Annotated in this window: 18 protein-coding genes; 9 read left to right on the forward strand and 9 right to left on the reverse strand. The window is 64.2% G+C overall.

Annotation, left to right across the window (positions count from 1 at the left end):
• Window positions 1–90: 90 nt before the first annotated feature.
• Window positions 91–945, reverse strand: coding sequence for an adenylate/guanylate cyclase domain-containing protein (locus SO180_RS19260; protein ID WP_449380414.1), 855 nt, complete (start codon window positions 943–945; stop codon window positions 91–93).
• Window positions 946–1,110: 165 nt separating this feature from the next.
• Complete coding sequence (locus SO180_RS19265; RefSeq protein WP_449380415.1) at window positions 1,111–1,950, reverse strand: RMD1 family protein; 840 nt, start codon at window positions 1,948–1,950, stop codon at window positions 1,111–1,113.
• Between the two features lie 228 nt (window positions 1,951–2,178).
• Here SO180_RS19265 and SO180_RS19270 point away from each other — a divergent pair, with 228 nt between their 5' ends.
• The 3 genes from SO180_RS19270 (at window position 2,179) to SO180_RS19280 (ending at window position 3,936) form a co-directional block, all read left to right on the forward strand.
• Window positions 2,179–2,754, forward strand: coding sequence for a glycosyltransferase family protein (locus SO180_RS19270; protein ID WP_449380416.1), 576 nt, complete (start codon window positions 2,179–2,181; stop codon window positions 2,752–2,754).
• Between the two features lie 61 nt (window positions 2,755–2,815).
• Complete coding sequence (locus tag SO180_RS19275) at window positions 2,816–3,796, forward strand: bifunctional helix-turn-helix transcriptional regulator/GNAT family N-acetyltransferase (protein ID WP_449380417.1); 981 nt, start codon at window positions 2,816–2,818, stop codon at window positions 3,794–3,796.
• Window positions 3,796–3,936, forward strand: a complete 141-nt coding sequence (locus tag SO180_RS19280) for a hypothetical protein (RefSeq protein ID WP_449380418.1) — start codon at window positions 3,796–3,798, stop codon at window positions 3,934–3,936. Before SO180_RS19275 ends, SO180_RS19280 begins: the two co-directional genes overlap by 1 nt.
• Window positions 3,937–3,976: 40 nt before the next feature.
• Here the strand turns inward: SO180_RS19280 and SO180_RS19285 are convergent, their stop codons facing one another.
• The gene (locus tag SO180_RS19285; protein WP_449380419.1) at window positions 3,977–4,414 is read right to left on the reverse strand and encodes a hypothetical protein; all 438 of its coding nucleotides are present in this window, start codon (window positions 4,412–4,414) and stop codon (window positions 3,977–3,979) included.
• Between the two features lie 294 nt (window positions 4,415–4,708).
• Here SO180_RS19285 and SO180_RS19290 point away from each other — a divergent pair, with 294 nt between their 5' ends.
• Complete coding sequence (locus SO180_RS19290; RefSeq protein WP_449380420.1) at window positions 4,709–4,972, forward strand: hypothetical protein; 264 nt, start codon at window positions 4,709–4,711, stop codon at window positions 4,970–4,972.
• A gap of 107 nt (window positions 4,973–5,079) precedes the next feature.
• On the opposite strand, the gene moaB is transcribed toward SO180_RS19290, so the two are convergent.
• Both moaB and ypfJ read right to left on the reverse strand, forming a co-directional pair.
• Window positions 5,080–5,643 carry a molybdenum cofactor biosynthesis protein B gene (moaB, locus tag SO180_RS19295; RefSeq protein ID WP_449380421.1) on the reverse strand — a complete coding sequence of 188 codons (564 nt, stop codon included), beginning with the start codon at window positions 5,641–5,643 and terminating at the stop codon, window positions 5,080–5,082.
• Window positions 5,644–5,807: 164 nt separating this feature from the next.
• The gene (gene ypfJ / locus SO180_RS19300) at window positions 5,808–6,758 is read right to left on the reverse strand and encodes a KPN_02809 family neutral zinc metallopeptidase (protein WP_449380422.1); all 951 of its coding nucleotides are present in this window, start codon (window positions 6,756–6,758) and stop codon (window positions 5,808–5,810) included.
• A 407-nt stretch (window positions 6,759–7,165) separates the two neighbouring features.
• On the opposite strand from ypfJ, the gene SO180_RS19305 reads away from it, so the two are divergent.
• The 3 genes from SO180_RS19305 to SO180_RS19315 all read left to right on the forward strand — a co-directional run bounded on the left by SO180_RS19305 (window position 7,166) and on the right by SO180_RS19315 (window position 9,614).
• A complete protein-coding gene (locus SO180_RS19305; protein ID WP_449380423.1) occupies window positions 7,166–8,296 on the forward strand; it encodes a site-specific DNA-methyltransferase in 1,131 nt (376 codons plus the stop codon).
• 177 nt (window positions 8,297–8,473) lie between these two features.
• Window positions 8,474–8,800 carry a hypothetical protein gene (locus SO180_RS19310; protein WP_449380424.1) on the forward strand — a complete coding sequence of 109 codons (327 nt, stop codon included), beginning with the start codon at window positions 8,474–8,476 and terminating at the stop codon, window positions 8,798–8,800.
• 133 nt (window positions 8,801–8,933) lie between these two features.
• Window positions 8,934–9,614: a glutathione S-transferase family protein gene (locus SO180_RS19315; protein WP_449380425.1), complete on the forward strand. Its 681-nt coding sequence runs from the start codon at window positions 8,934–8,936 to the stop codon at window positions 9,612–9,614.
• Between the two features lie 67 nt (window positions 9,615–9,681).
• Here the strand turns inward: SO180_RS19315 and SO180_RS19320 are convergent, their stop codons facing one another.
• Complete coding sequence (locus SO180_RS19320; RefSeq protein WP_449380426.1) at window positions 9,682–11,691, reverse strand: HAMP domain-containing methyl-accepting chemotaxis protein; 2,010 nt, start codon at window positions 11,689–11,691, stop codon at window positions 9,682–9,684.
• Window positions 11,692–11,902: 211 nt separating this feature from the next.
• Window positions 11,903–12,346, reverse strand: coding sequence for a nuclear transport factor 2 family protein (locus SO180_RS19325; RefSeq protein ID WP_449380427.1), 444 nt, complete (start codon window positions 12,344–12,346; stop codon window positions 11,903–11,905).
• Between the two features lie 90 nt (window positions 12,347–12,436).
• On the opposite strand from SO180_RS19325, the gene SO180_RS19330 reads away from it, so the two are divergent.
• Window positions 12,437–13,354, forward strand: a complete 918-nt coding sequence (locus SO180_RS19330) for a LysR family transcriptional regulator (RefSeq protein ID WP_449380428.1) — start codon at window positions 12,437–12,439, stop codon at window positions 13,352–13,354.
• A gap of 105 nt (window positions 13,355–13,459) precedes the next feature.
• Here SO180_RS19330 and SO180_RS19335 read toward each other — a convergent pair whose 3' ends face one another.
• Window positions 13,460–14,080 (reverse strand): glutathione S-transferase family protein, encoded by a 621-nt coding sequence (locus SO180_RS19335; RefSeq protein WP_449380429.1) that lies wholly within the window; start codon window positions 14,078–14,080, stop codon window positions 13,460–13,462.
• Between the two features lie 122 nt (window positions 14,081–14,202).
• On the opposite strand from SO180_RS19335, the gene SO180_RS19340 reads away from it, so the two are divergent.
• The gene (locus tag SO180_RS19340) at window positions 14,203–15,486 is read left to right on the forward strand and encodes a flavin-dependent oxidoreductase (protein WP_449380430.1); all 1,284 of its coding nucleotides are present in this window, start codon (window positions 14,203–14,205) and stop codon (window positions 15,484–15,486) included.
• Between the two features lie 3 nt (window positions 15,487–15,489).
• On the opposite strand, the gene SO180_RS19345 is transcribed toward SO180_RS19340, so the two are convergent.
• A complete protein-coding gene (locus SO180_RS19345; RefSeq protein WP_449380431.1) occupies window positions 15,490–15,909 on the reverse strand; it encodes a PaaI family thioesterase in 420 nt (139 codons plus the stop codon).
• Window positions 15,910–15,921: the final 12 nt, after the last annotated feature.

A 15,921-nucleotide genomic window follows, 5' to 3' on the forward strand; every position in this document is an offset into this window, starting at 1 on the left:
CCTGCGACGATGTCCGTGCTGTACTGCTCTCATCCAAAGACGTACCGTGCGGATGATTTTATGACACAGTAAGATTAACGCGCGATGAGATTAGTCGCGAGTCCTCCGCCGTCCCTCATTTCCGTCCGACGCAGGTCCATGCCGGAGCGTCCGCAGGGCGCCAATGAAAAGCAGCACTGCAACTGGCCAATGAAACCAGATCCTGTGCAGACCGGTGAAAATGTTGATCAGAATCAGAAAACACGAAACTGTGAGGATTGCTGCAATGGGGCGAGGCAGGATCGCCCACCGATCCGCGATGGAGCTCATCCAGTTGGACGGCTCGTATCGGCCGCGAATCGTTTGAGCGCCAGCTTCCGGGCCTGCAGCTGCTCCAACCTGAGGAGCAGGGCTTGCGCTACCTCGCCCAACGGCTCCGCCACCAACGGTCACCCGATAGGTGGTTATGGGGGCCACGTTCTTCATCTGTTGCTGGCCGAGACAGTCAAAGCCAAGAGATAGTTTGTTGTGCACCTGATCGTAGACGGAAGCCGAGACCATGACGCCACCGGGCTCGGCGAGTTCTTGCAGCCGCGCCGCGATGTTGACCCCGTCGCCAAAAATGTCGGAACCATCCACCATCACGTCACCTAGATTGACGCCGATGCGAAATCGCATCTGGGGCGCGTGAGGCGGTGGGACCGAATTCTGATTGGAAACTTCCTGTTGAATTTCGACCGCACATTGCACGGCCTCGACAACGCTGGCGAACTCGGCGATCACGGCGTCGCCCCAAGTATTCACAATCCGCCCGTCGTGACGCTCCACCAATCCTGCAATGGCAGTGCGGCAGCGGCGCAGCATCTCCAGCGTTCCCGCTTCGTCTGCTCCCATCAGGCGAGAATACCCGTGCACATCCGCGCACAGGACAGTGGTCAGCCGCCGTTTCACCTTGCCGTCAGTCATCGACCATATGGTATCTCACTGACCGCCAAATGCACCAGGCATCGTCTGGTGCCACGGCGGTCAAATGGCCGTTCATGGCCATCGCGTCATTTGCTGCGCCTGCACAAAAGTCATCGCTATTTGGAGCAAAGCAGATACGACCGAAATATGACTACGTGCCCTGGCCTAGTGAGTTCCGGCGATGATCTGGATGCAGCCGATCACGACCTCGATCACGATCAGCACCACCACAGCCACTTCGAGGCGTAGTGAACGCTGCGTGTCGATGATATCCGTCAGCGCGTTTGCGGTCCCGGAAATCGCGGCAAGCTTGCGCTCGAGCGTATCGAGACGTTCTTTCAATTCATACTCGTCCTCGAGCCGCGAGTAGAGGCGGTCGAGCCCGGGTTTCTCCCAGAGCACGTCGGGCTTCTCGGCGACGGCGACGCGGCCCGCGACGCGCTGCTGCACCAGCAGCGCGTTGCCGATCAGTTGCAGGATTCCCTTGCGACGGCGCGGCGTGCGGCCACGCTGAGCAAGCTCGCGCGCAAACGGCTCGATGACGTCGAAGACGGCGGCGACACGGCGCTCGTCGCGGGCGAGCGCGGTGCTCTTGGCGAGCGCATCTGCGATCAGGAGCAGGCGGTCCTCGGAGAATTTGCTGAGGCAGATCGGTCCGCCCGGCTGGATCACCTCGGCGTTCTCGTCGTTGCAGAGCTGCGCCTGCGCGGTCTCCTCCTCGTAGGGGCTGAACTCGCCGGTCACGCGCGGCTTCAACGTGTCGATCAAGACCTTCTCTTCGGAGGGCAAGAGGCCGATCAGCACCACGACGCCGTAGCGGAAGATCACGGCGAGCCCGGCATGGACGCGGAACGCGACCGGCGTCGACGATACCAGCGTTCCGATCTCCAGGCCCGCCGCATTGATGCGGTCGCCCAGCATCACGGCACGAATCCGCAATGCAGGTGCGGCGTCCTGCCGAGGTGATGTTGCAGTCGTACCAACAGCGAGTTGATCGGCGTTCACGCGAGTCTCCGCTGTGAAATCAGGTTGCACGCAGTCGGCGCGCAGCTGCAGATATATTCCGCAGTATTACGGCCTGCGTGCGACAGGCTTGGCTGGGGCCGGCTGCACGGTTTACCATCCAGCGGCGCGGCCGCATCAACGGCCGCGCAAAACGTTGCACGGGGCGCAAGGCCATGGTTATACCGTATAACACTTGCGCTGTCCCTTGAGACAACTGAAGCCTCCATCATGTTGAGCGTCATCATACCGACGGAAGGCGTCGAGCGGTCAGCGGTCGCCACCCTGGCCTCACTGGTGCCGGGTGCTGCCGCCGGCCTGATCAAGGAAGTGCTGCTCGTCGACGGCACGCGCAACGGCGTGATCGAGCGCGTCGCCGACGTCGCCGGCTGCCGCTTCATCGGCTACGAAGGCTCCTCGCAAGGCGCGGCGCTTGCCGCCGGTGCGCTGCAGGCGCGTTCGCCCTGGCTGATGTTCCTGCATGCCGGTGCCGTGCTCGAGACCGGCTGGATCGAAGAGACCACGCAGTTCATTCAGACCGTCTCGGCCAGCGGACGCGACCGCGCGGCCGTGTTCCGCTATGCGCGTTCGCCCTACGCAGATACCGGCCTGCGCGACGTCATCCGCTTCGTGGCGCGGAAGATCGTGGGGCCCTTTGGCGATCAGGGGCTCCTGATCGCGCGCGATCATTACGACCGGATCGGCGGCTACCCGCCCCAGGCCCGCCGCTCCGAGGCGCGGCTGCTGCGGCGGCTCGGACGCTCGTCCCGGACGCTGTTGCGGAGCAAGATCGTCAGCATGGCGTGAACCAGAAGATACTTGCCAAAGGCAATTAATTAATTGACAATGGCAAGTATTGGAGGTGCCCATGTCGCCCAATACGTCGTCCAGTCTGTCATCAAGCGCGCCCTCGGGCGGTTCGGCCGGACCGGTGTCCGACGACCAGGTGGAGGCGGTTCGCGCCTTCAACCGGTTCTACACCCGCAAGCTCGGCGTGCTCGACCAGCAATTGCTGAAGACGCCCTTCTCCCTCAGCGAAGCGCGCGTGCTTTACGAGCTCGCCCATGGCGGCGAGCGCTCGGCCAAGGAGATCGGCATCGAGCTTGGGCTCGACCCCGGCTATCTCAGCCGCATCGTGCAGAACTTCGACGAAGCCGGCCTGATCGCGCGCAAGCCGCTTCCGACCGACCGGCGGCAGTATCAGTTGAGCCTGACCGCGAAGGGGCGCCAGGCCTTCGCCAGGCTCGAGCGCTCGTCGCAAGAGGACGTCGCCGCAATGCTGCGGCCGCTCACCGAGACCGATCGCAAACGGCTGACGGGTGCGATGGACACGGTCGAGCGGTTGCTCGCCATGCCGCGCGCCGAGCCGGCGCCGGCAATCCTGCGCGATCCACGTCCTGGCGACATGGGCTGGGTCGTGCAGAGCCACGGCGCGCTCTATGCGAGCGAATATGGATTTGACTCGGGCTTCGAGGCCCTCGTCGCGGAGATCGTCGCGAAATACATGACCTCCTACGACGCATCGCGCGAGCGCTGCTGGATCGCCGACATCGAGGGCCGCCCGGTCGGCTCGGTGTTTTTGGTGAAGGCGAGCGACGACGTCGCAAAGCTGCGTCTCCTGCTGCTCGATCCCGTCGCGCGCGGCCGCGGCCTCGGCCAGCGGCTGGTCGCCGAATGCGTCTCCTTCGCGCGCGCCTGCGGCTATCGGCGGATGACGCTGTGGACGCAAAGCATTCTGGTCGGCGCGCGCAAGATCTACCAGGACGCTGGATTCAAGCTGGTCGCGAGCGAGCCGCATCGCAGCTTCGGACAGAATTTGACCGGCGAAACCTGGGAGCGCGACCTCTGATGCGCGAGCGGCACCAATTGTCGCGCCGCGTCACGGCAGAGCTGGTCGATCTCTACAAACGCCGCGCGCGACGCCTGCGCCGCGACGCCTGCCGGGAGCTATGGCGCGTGGTGTGGTTGTCGATGACACGGAAGAGCTAGCAAGGACATTGCTTCAGAACCCGGCCATCGCGTCACATCCCTACCAGATGCCAAACCAGCCAAAATGCGCCTGCCGTGCCATCATGAACTCGTATGGCGGCGCGCGTCGCCTTGCGGCTTTGCGCTGGTGTGGCGGTCTGGTCCCTCGCGTTTTCGTCTCCGAAGCGCGGGGGCGCGCCGTATCGGACGGCTGCAACTGCGCCAACGCCTCGCGTGTCCTGACTGGAATCGCTTCGCGCGCGATCGCCGAATTTTGCGTACTGCTCGCTGCGTTCGCGGTCTGTGAGGGAAGGATGGTCGGAAGACTGGTGTCGTAAACCACGCGCTCCGGCAATTTCAGCTCCGAGTGGATACGGATCGCAATGCGATTTGAATCGGCCCTCTCGAGAATCGGCAATATCGGCATGCAGGCGTCAGCGATGAACAGCAGCGCGAGCAGAATGATGCCAACGAACGCAAAGTAGCGGGTCAGGGGCATGCGACGATCCACGCCCCCCTGCGGCGTACAGGCTCGACAAGTTGGGCGTGTGGCGCTTGATCTAAATCAAGTCGTGGTGCGGGGCGACGGAAGGTCGCATGCGAAGCGCATTGCCGTCGCGCGCAATTGCAGCAGCAAAGCAGCCTGCGCAGTTTGTGCCGGGGGCTTGGAAACCTGCTTCGTTTACAATGTTGATCTACGTCAACGTCCGCCCATCGTCCGATCTTCACGTTGGGTCCCGCCGCACCCTGGGCGGCTCGCGACACTTACTGTGCGCAAGCGCGGAGGATCACCATGCACCAGAGAAACCTTCTTTCGTTTGGATCAGTGACAGTTGCCGGGCTCGCCGCCAGCGCCATGTTGGGGCTTGCAGGTCTCACGCTCAATCCATCACCGGCGAGCGCGGTCGTGTACTGCCAGTACGTCGAATATCCAGCCGGTTGCGTTGCAAGGGCGGGCGTCGTGCTCCGGCCTCGGCCAGTGGCGCGTGCTGCGGTCCGTCATAACGTCGGCGGCAATTTGAATGGGGGAGTCAATCGCGTTGGAGTGCGGCGGTAAAGGACCTGTTTTGCGGCTCACGAGTCCGTGGCAGCACCAGCTACTCCTGACACTCGGCGGATACTGATCCGCCGAGCATTTGATCGTTCAACGCTTTTCGCGCACAACTAAACCGTCGCGCCTTGCGCCTTCGGTCGGCGCAAATGCTCGTCGAGGCGCGGCATGATCTCGACGAAGTTGCAGGGGCGCGTGCGATAGTCGAGTTGGGCGGCGAGGATGCCGTCCCAGCCGTCGCGGCAGGCGCCGGGCGAGCCTGGCAGGCAGAAGATGTAGGTCGCGCCCGCAACGCCCGCGGTGGCGCGGCTCTGGATCGTCGACGTGCCGATCTTGGCATGGCTCATCATGTGAAACGCGATCGAGAAGCCATCCATCCGCTTCTCGAACAGCGGCTCGATCGCCTCCGGCGTGACGTCGCGTCCGGTGAAGCCGGTGCCGCCGGTGGTGATGACGACGTCGACACCGGCGTCCGCGATCCAGCGGCGGATGACGGCGCGGATCGCCTCGACGTCGTCGGTGACGATCTCGCGGGCGGCGAGATGATGGCCGGCAGCGCTGATGCGATCCGCGAGAGTCTGGCCGGACTTGTCATCGGCGAGCGCGCGGGTGTCGGAGACGGTGAGCACCGCGATGTTGAGCGGGATGAACTGCTTTGTCTCATCGATGGAGGACATTGCGCTTTCCTCTCGTGTCCCGGACGCGGTGCAGCGCGTCAGCGATGCGCCGCAGAGCCGGGGGACCCGTTTCTAAGATACCTCTGTGGGACCGGCATTCTGGGCCCCGGATCAGCAGCGCAGCATTTCATGCTGCGCAGCGTCCGGGGCACGAACTCTTCCAACTACAACGATCCGCCGCCAAACGTGTTGCAGGCCTGGACCGTGCCTTGCTGATAGCCGGTCATGAACCAGCGCTTGCGCTGCTCGGCCGAACCGTGGGTGAAGGAGTCGGGCACGACACGGCCCGTGGCCTGGCGTTGCAGCGTGTCGTCGCCGATGGCGCTCGCCGTGGTCAGCGCCGCGTCGATGTCGCCCGGTTCGAGGAAGTTCGGACGCTTCTTCGCCTCGCGGTTGACCCAGACGCCGGACAGGCAGTCGGCCTGCAATTCCACCTTCACCTGGAGCGCGTTGGACTCGGCCTTGCTGCCGGCCTGCTGCTGCAATCGGGTCACGCGCGGAATGATGCCGAGCAGATTCTGGATGTGATGGCCGGCCTCGTGGGCGATGATGTAGGCAGTCGTGAAATTACAGGCGGACTTGCCGGAGCAGCCGCGGAAGCGTGTCTCGACCTCGCGAAAGAAGCCGGTGTCGAGGAAGATGGTCTTGTCAGGCGGGCAGTAGAAGGGGCCCATCGCCGACTGCGCCATGCCGCAGCGGCCGCCATTGGTGGCGTTGCGGAACAGCACGATCTTGGGACCGGTGTAGGACTGGCCGCTGGCCTGGAAGATCTCGCTCCAGCGATCGTCGATCTCGCCCAGGATGCCGGAGATCATGCTGCCCATCTCGTCGGTCGGCGCGCCGCGCTTCACCTGCCCGCCCGAGGCCTGGCGATCGGTCTGGTAGCTCGGTGCCTGGCCACCGCCGGTCAGGATCTCGGCGCCTCCGATCAGGATGCGCGGATCGATGCCGAAGGCATAGCCGAGCAGGCCGAGCACGATGATGGTGCCGATGCCGAGGCCGCCGCCGCCCATCGGCAGACCGAACCCACCGCCGCCGCCACCGCCAAACCCACCACCACCTTCGTCGCGACGATCCTCGATGTCGTCGCTGCGGCGAAAATCATCGTAACGCATGGCGGCTTCCCTTTGAGTCCCTGATTGCATCCGCGGGGGGCACGCAACAGCGCAAGACCTACCCGCGTCACAAACGTAAAATTTCCGTTCTGTTAATCAATATCCTGCTCGGCAAAAATTGCCTAGTGCGGCGCGTTGCCGACGGCTGCAATTTTTTCCGGAGGAGCAGCAATTTTTTCCGAGAAGAAAGTTTAGCCCGAACGAGGCGATCGCAGCAGTGCGAACGCGAAATATGCTGCAAAACACGAGTGATCCGCGCATCTTCCCACGCGCGATCCGCGATGTCGAAGCAATCTCGAGAAGATGCGAGTTAAGTCGTTTTTTACTTTGCGCGGTCAATGTAACGGCCAGTCGGTTGTTTGGTCCCGCGTCGCCGACAGCGTCGCCTGAGTCAGAGTTCTTGAGTCATGGTAGTGTCGCGTCGCGGGGCGTCTGCAAAGGCGCCCCGCACAAATTTTGAGTCCGCATCGCATCGCATCATCGTCGGCGATTGCGTCGCCGAGATGTCGAAGCTTCAGGCTGGTAGCGTCGATCTGGTGTTCGCAGATCCGCCCTACAATCTCCAGCTCAAGGGCGATCTCAAGCGCCCCGACGAATCCCATGTCGATGCCGTCAACGACGCCTGGGACAAGTTCGATTCGTTTTCCGCCTATGACGATTTCACCCGCGCCTGGCTGCTCGCCGCGCGCCGCGCGATGAAGCCGTCGGCGACGATCTGGGTGATCGGCTCCTATCACAACATCTTCCGCGTCGGCGCGATCATGCAGGATCTCGGCTTCTGGCTCCTGAACGACATCGTGTGGCGCAAGTCCAATCCGATGCCGAATTTCCGCGGCCGCCGCTTCACCAACGCGCACGAGACCATGATCTGGGCCGCGCGTGACGAGAAGGCCAAGGGCTACACCTTCAATTACGAAGCGCTCAAGGCGGCCAACGAGGACGTGCAGGCGCGCTCCGACTGGCTGATCCCGCTGTGCACCGGCGAGGAACGCCTCAAGGGCGCCGACGGCAAGAAGGTTCACCCGACGCAGAAGCCGGAAGGCCTGCTGGCGCGCGTGCTGCTGTCGTCGTCCAAGCCCGGCGATCTCGTCATCGATCCCTTCAACGGCACCGGCACCACCGGCGCCGTCGCAAAACGGCTCGGCCGCAGCTACATCGGCTTCGAGCGCGAGCGAACCTACGCAGAAGCCGCCGAGGAGCGTATCGCCGCTGTCGAGCCACTGCCGGAAGCGAGTCTCGCACCGTTCATGACCGCACGCGAGGCGCCGCGTGTGGCGTTCTCCGAGCTGATCGAGCGCGGCATGATCATGCCCGGCACGAAGCTGTTCGACGCCAAGAAGAAGCTCGGCGCGCTCGTGCGCGCCGACGGCGCCATCATGCTGGGCGACAAGGTCGGCTCGATCCACCGCATCGGCGCGGTGGCGCAGGGCTCGGCCGCCTGCAACGGCTGGACCTACTGGCACGTCGAGACCAAGCAGGGCCTCAAGCTGATCGACGAGCTGCGCGCCGAAATCCGCTCCGGCATGGCCGCGGAGTAGCCCTGCTTCACCTTTTCGTCATTCCCGGGCTCGCGAAGCGAGAACCCGCAATCTCGCGCCGTAATCTCCAGGTTCCGGGTTCGCGCTGACGCGCGCCCCGGAATGACTGGAAGACTTGAACGGCCAAGCCCCCGGGACTACATTCAATATCGGCTTCCAGTCTTGACCGGTCGGGCCATGCGACGACAGTCCGAGACATTGCTGTTCTTGCCGCTGCTGCCGATCTTCCTGATCGGCATGTTTCCGATGTTGATGATCGGACTTTTGGGCTTTGCCGGACTCGCCTTGTTCGGCGTGCTGCTGATCTGCGTCGGGCTTGCCAGCGGCAACGAGGCTCATGACACCTTCAATCACGACGTCATCGTCCACGGTTATCCCAAGGGCTCCGAGCGCGCCGCGCGGGCCTCCGACGTGCATGCCGCGACGCGCCTTGCGCACCGTGTGGAAGCTGCGGGTCTCGGCGTGATCATCGTCGCGATCCTCGGCTTCCTCTACGTCGGCTGACCTGCACGGCGTGCAGGCTCCATCCACGAACTCGTCACTTGTGCTTGCCGCAAGGGTTCGGGCAAGAGAGGGCCGCCGGCGGCAATGATGCTGCGTCCGATCTCGGCTCACAAAGGACCGGGGAGACTTTTCGATGCTCAAATTCTACTTCAACGGCTCGCCGAACCCGACCAAGGTCGCGCTTTATCTGGAAGAGTCCGCCTTGCCGTTCGAGCCGGTCGCGGTCGACACCCGCAAGGGCGAGCAGTTCACGCCCGAATTCCTCAAGATCAATCCCAACGCCAAGGTGCCGGCGATCGACGATGACGGCTCAATCGTGTTCGACTCGAACGCCATCCTGCTCTATCTCGCCGAGAAGACCGGCAAATTCCTGCCCGCGCCCGCCGTCCGTGCGCAGACCCTGTCATGGCTGATGTTCATCGCCACCGGCCTTGGCCCCTATTCAGGACAGGCCGTGCACTTCAGGCACTTCTCGCCGAAGGACCAGGACTACGCGCACAACCGCTATCAGTACGAAGGCCACCGCCACTACCAGATCCTCGACGACCATCTGGCAAAGCACCGCTACATGGTCGGTGACAGCTACTCGATCGTCGACATGGCGCTGTGGGGCTGGGCACGCATGGCCGCCTTCGTGCTCGGCGAGGACGCACCTGGCAAATACCCGAACGTCAAGCGTCTCGTCGACGAGATATCGGCGCGGCCCGCAGCGGCGCGCGCCATCGCGCTGAAGGACAAGTTCACCTTCAAGACCGTGATGGACGACGAGGCTCGCGACAACATGTTCAAGCACATGAAGACAAAGGTGGCCTGACCGCCTGTCGTCCCGGGTCGCGCATCCAAAGCGCGGCCCAGTGTTCGCGAGGCGCAGCTACCGACGATCAGGCGGCGTGCACCGAGTTCAGGAACTTGGCGAGCTCGAGCTTCAGCCTGCTGCTGTCCGCCGACAACGACTTGGCGGACGCCAGCACCTGCGAGGACGCCGAGCCGGTCTCCGAGGCGCCGCGCTGCACGTCGCCGATATTGGTCGAGACGCGCTGCGTTCCGCGCGCCGCATGCTGAACGTTGCGCGAGATCTCCTGCGTCGCCGCGCCCTGCTCTTCCACCGCGGCCGCGACCGCTGCTGAAATTTCCGACAGCCGCTCGATGGTGCCGCCGATCTCCCGGATCGAGCCGACCGACTCCTCGGTCGCCGCCTGGATGCCGGACACCTGCTGGGCGATTTCGCCGGTCGCCTTCGCGGTCTGCTCGGCCAATGCCTTGACCTCCGTGGCGACGACGGCAAAGCCGCGGCCGGCTTCGCCCGCACGCGCGGCCTCGATGGTGGCGTTCAGCGCCAGAAGGTTGGTCTGGCCGGCGATCGTGCTGATCAGCTCGACGACGTCGCCGATCCGGGCGGCCGCCTTCGAGAGCTCACCGACCCGCTCGTTCGTCCTGCCCGCCTGCGCCACGGCTTCATTGGCGATGCGTGCCGATTCCTGCACCTGGCGTGCGATCTCGCCCACGGACGAGGAGAGCTCCTCGGTCGCCGACGCAACAGCCTGCACGTTGGTGGAGGCTTCCTGCGAGGCGGCTGCGACCTCCGTTGACAAATCCTGGGCGCGCGAGGCGGTCGTGGTCAGCGTGCCGGCCGACGCTTCCAGCTCGCCCGACGCCGATGAAACCGCCTCCACGATCTCGCCCACCGCCTGCTCGAACTGGTCGGCGAGCTCGACCATGCCGGCCTTGCGCTGCTCGGCCTGACGCGCCTCGAGCTCCTTCTGCTCGGCGCGCAGGCGCTCGGTCTCGATCATATTGTCCTTGAAGACATGGATCGCTTTCGCCATGTCGCCGATCTCGTCGCGATTGCCCCGTCCGGGGATCTCGATCCCAAGGTCGCCGCCGGCTAGCGATCCCATCGCGCGCGTCATCGAGGTGAGTGGTCCGACGATGCTGCGGGCGATCAGGAAGGCGACGATGCAGCCGAACAGGAGGGCCAGGGCGCCGGCCGCCTCCTGGATCGACGTCGTGCTCGCGATGACACCCTCGGCCGCTGCGCGCGATGCCTGATTTTCCGTCTTCAATCCGCTTTCCGCGACCTTGAGCTTGTCGATGCTTCGGACGATCAGGGGCGCGAGGTTGTTGCTGTAGATGTCGTCCGACTTGAGCATCGCGGCGGATGTCGTCTCGAAGGCGTTCTTGTTGATCGTCAGCGAGGCCTTCACCGGTGCGATCGCGGACCGGACCGCCTCGGGCAGCGCAGCACTCTCGAGCGCGTCGAGTTTTTGTTGCGTATTCTCCACGCTCGTCCTGAAGGCAGAAGCCCCCTTGCTGTCGCGCAAGGCCAGGAAGCGCCAGTTCGCAATCCGGACAAGAACGATCTTGGATTCGAGATCCGCGACCGCGGCTGCGACGTCGGCATCGTGGGAGATGCGCGCAGCGATGACCAGCTTGGCGGTCTTGGCGGCCAGATCGTCACCACCCGGCAACAGGGTCGCCCTGCCCGTCCTCATCTCGTTGACGGCATCGCCCAGATCGTCGCGCAGGGTCCGCATCTTTGCGATATCGCTGGCGAGATCGTTGTAGAGCTTTCGCCGCTCCTCGGAGAGTGTCTGTTTTGCTCCCACCTGAAGCAGCTGGGTCGCCGCGGCCTCGCGGTCGCCAGCCTCCTTGAGAGACGGCTCGTTCCCATCATGAATGTAGCGAAGGTTGGCCCGCTGGATCGCCTGCAGATGGCCCGATATTTCCAGGACCCGCGCCGTGCTGTCCGAGAGAGCCGACGCCTTTGAGACCTGGTCCTGGACGGCCCACAGATTCCAGACCGCGACTGCGGCCATGATCAGGCCGACCGCCACCAGAGCTGCGAAGCCGGCGTAGAGACGCCCCCTGATCTTCAAACGAACGCCCGCCATTTCCTCTGTCCACCCCTAGCAAGAGACGCGGGGCAGCCGGACGAACCTGAAATCGCCCGGCGACTCGTGCTCCGCCGCGAGACAATGCGCGACACTTGTTAATTGTGTCCTTCACCCGCTTCGCGTGGACTCCGATGGAACCCGGACCCAAGCTCGTGCGAAAAAGGCATCCCCGGGACTGGACCGCAACCGTGAGACAATGCGAACCGGATCAGCCCGCGGCCCTGCTTGGGGCTTGCGGAAACGGGCCCAGCGCCTTCTCGGTCAGGACCGAGTCGCAATACTCGCGGATCTCCTTGATCCTGCCGTCCTCGAGTCGAAACACCAGGCAATAGTCGTTGTCGTAGCGAACGCCTTCTTTGGTGACGTTGTCGCCCTTGGCCTCGACCACGACGACGTCGCCGTCGGCGATGAAGCGGTGCGCCACCGTGCGCGTGCGGTCGCGAAGGCGCGAGCGGACATGGCCGTGCAGGTCGTTGAGGATGGCATCCTTGCCGGTGAAGGTGCGCGACCAGGAATATTGCCCGGTGACGACCCATTTGGCGTCCTCCGCAAGGCTTGCGATGAACAGCGCGCGGTCGCGTACCTCGGGGTCGGGATTCGCGGCGGCGGCGAAAATATCCTGCATCAGTTTCTTGTTGGCGGCAGCGCTCATGATGGCTCTCCTTTGCTTGAGTCCGCCCGGATCATCGTCGCCTCACGCGAATTCTTCCAATCGATAATGGATATGATATCTATTCATTTCATGAATTTGCATTCGCTTGACCTCAATCTTCTGAACGCACTCGATGCGCTCTTGCGCGAAGCCAATGTCAGCCGCGCAGCTTTGCGGATCGGGCTGTCGCAGCCGGCGACCAGCCACGCGCTCCAGCGCCTGCGCGACATCTTCGGCGATCCGCTCCTGGTGCGCACCGGCGCGCGGATGGAGTTGACGCCGCGGGCGCAGGCCCTGCGCGCCCCGCTCGCCCAGGCACTCGACCAGGTGCGAGGGCTCTTCGTGCCGGAGGAGTTCGATGCGGCGCGCAGCGAGCGACAGTTTCGGCTGATGATGCCGGACCTCGCGGTCGAGCTGCTGATGCCGCCCTTGATGGAGAAGGTGACGCGCCTTGCGCCCAATGTGCGCATCGACGTGGTGCCGTGGCGAGGGCCCGCGATCTTCCACGCGGAGTTCGCCCGCACCATCGATCTCGTGATCTCGATCGGCAACGCCTTCAAGGGCTTTCACCGTCAACTGCTCTACACCGACAGCGACGCGCTGGCCGTGCGGCGCGGCCATCCCGTCGGTACCAAGCTGAAGCGGCGCGACACGTTCCTCGCTGCCCGTCACGTCGCCGTCATCATCCGCGGCCAGGCCGAGGACCTGATCGACACCTGGCTACGCACCAAGGGCATCGAGCGGCATATCGCGCTGGTCGTGTCCGGCTATCTCGAGGCGCTGCACGTCGCCGCGCGCACCGACCTCGTCGCCTTCGTGCCGCGCCGGCTGATCACGGCGCTGTCGAAGCAGTTCGCGCTCGCCACCGTCACCCCGCCGCTCGATCCCGGCATCGACGAGCAGTTCATGTTCCATCCGACCCGAGCGCAGATGGATCCAGGCTCGATCTGGCTGAGACGGCTGATGCTGGAGACGGGACGGGAGTTGGAGAAGCGGAAGGCTTTGTAACTTTGTAGGGTGGGTTAGCCGAAGGCGTAACCCACCGCTTCTGTCTCCGCGGAAATCAAAGAGGTGGGTTACGCTTCGCTAACCCACCCTACGATCCGCGGACCCTCACGCCTTGTGCGCGTCCATCACCTTGCGCACGGCGGGCCGCTCGGACATCCGCTTGAAATGATCGGCGACCTTCGGTGTCGCCTTGATGTCGACGCCGTCGCCTTCGAGCCAGAGCGACAGCGTATGGAGATAGGGATCGCAGATCGTGTACTGCTCGCCCATCACCCAGGGCCCCCCGAGCATCTTCTGCTCGATCAGCGAGAAGCAGGCACCCATGGTCTTCGGGATCATCCGCTTCATGTCCGCGAACGAAGTCTCCTCGGTCGCCCAGCGCGCGCCACGGATCTTGTGGGCGTGCGCCACGTGCACCGTCGAGCACAGATAGGAATTGAACGACTGCGCCTGCGCGAATGCGAAGGCATCGTCGAGCGGCGCGAGCTTCGCCTTGGGAAACATTTGCGCGATGAAGCTAAGCATTGCCGGCGTCTCGGTGAGAACCCCGCGATCGGTCACCAGCGAAGGCACGCGGCCCTTGGGATTGATCGCGAGGTAGTCCGGGCTGTTCTGCTGGTTGGTCTTGAAGTCGACCCGTTCAGTCGTGTAGTCGGCCCCGGCCTCTTCCAGGGCGATGTGGGAGGCGACCGCGCAGGTGCCGGGGGTGTAGTAGAGCTTGAGCATGGGAGACCTCGTACCGAAAGGGCAACGTTAACGGCAGGCCGGCGCGGCGTCCATAGGCTGCTCTCTTCGCAGTTGCCGACGACCGCCTCCCGTGCGAAGACCCCGCAAACGGGGGATTTGACATGACGGTCCTTATCGCCGGCGGCGGCATCGGCGGGTTGACGCTTGCGCTCAGCCTGCACCAGATCGGTGTGCCCGCAAAAGTGTTCGAGAGCGTCGCCGAGCTGAAACCGCTCGGCGTCGGCATCAACGTGCTGCCGCATGCGGTGCGCGAACTGATCGAGCTCGGCTTGATGGACAAGCTCGATGCGAGCGGCGTGCGCACCCGCGAGCTCGCCTATTTCTCCAAGCACGGCAAGCCGATCTGGAGCGAGCCGCGCGGGTTGGAGGCTGGCTACAAATGGCCGCAATTCTCGATCCATCGCGGCGTCCTCCAGCAGCTCCTGCTCGACACCGCGGTCGAGCGGCTCGGCCGCGAGAACATCCTGACCAGCCATCATCTCACCGGCTGGCACGAGACGGCCGACGGTGTCCGCGCTGAGTTCATCGACAAGGCGACCGGCAAGCGCGCCGGGGCTTACGAAGGCGCGCTTCTGATCGCGGCCGACGGCATCCATTCCGCCGTGCGCGAAAAGCTCTACCCGCAAGAGGGGCCACCGATCTGGAACGGCCGCATCCTCTGGCGCGGCGTGACGCCGGCCAAAGCGTTCCTCTCCGGCCGCACCATGATCATGGCCGGGCACGAGATCCTGAAATTCGTCTGCTATCCCATCACCAAGACGCCGGACGCGTCCGGCAGCCACCAGATCAACTGGGTCGCCGAGCGGCATATGCCGCCGACCTATCAGTGGCGGCGCGAGGACTATAACCGCACCGCGCGGCTGGAGGAGTTCTTGCCGTGGTTCGAGAGCTGGCAGTTCGACTGGCTCGACGTGCCCGGCCTGATCAAGAACTGCCCGCACGCCTACGAGTATCCACTGGTCGACCGCGATCCGATCTCGCAATGGACTTTTGGCCGCGTCACCCTGATGGGCGATGCCGCGCACCCGATGTATCCGATCGGCTCGAACGGTGCCTCGCAGGCGATCCTCGATGCCCGCGTGATCACCCGCGAGATTCTTGCGAATGGACTGACGAATGCAGCGCTATCGGCCTATGAGGCCGAGCGCCGACCGGCGACGACCGATCTCGTGCTGCTCAACCGCAAGAACGGCCCGGAGCAGGTGATGCAGCTCGTCGAGGAGCGCGCGCCTGATGGCTACGACGTCGTCACCGACGTGCTGTCGCAGAAGGAACTGGAAGACATCGCCGCGAACTACAAGCGTGTCGCCGGCTTCCAGGTCGAAGCGCTGAACGCCAAGCCGCCGATCGTGTCGCGACAGCACGCGACAGGAGCGAGCGCCTGAGCCTCACCGCATCACCCGCGCGGCCTCGAGCAGCCGTTCGGTCGCGCTGGCGGTTGCGAGCAGCGTGCCGTCCTCGGTCATCAGCTTGCCTTCGACGAACGCGATCGTCTTGCCGAGCTGCGTCACCTTGGCTTCGGCAATGATCGGGCCGGGCCTGGCCGGAGCGAGAAAATTCACGGTCATGCTGATTGTGGTGGTGTAAAGCCTCCCCTCGCTCATCACGAACACCGCCGGACCCATCGTATCGTCGAGCATCGCCGAGAGCAGGCCGCCCTGGATGAAGCCGGCAGGATTGCAGAACTCCGGCTTGCCCTCGAAGCCAAGCTTGATCCAGCCCTGCTCGGGCCGGGCGTCCAAGAGGCGCCAGCCCAGGAGCTTGGCACAGGGTGGCATGTTGAAATCGTCGAGCGCGGTCATGACCATCGGGAGCCTCCA

Source organism: Bradyrhizobium sp. UFLA05-112 (assembly GCF_053572325.1).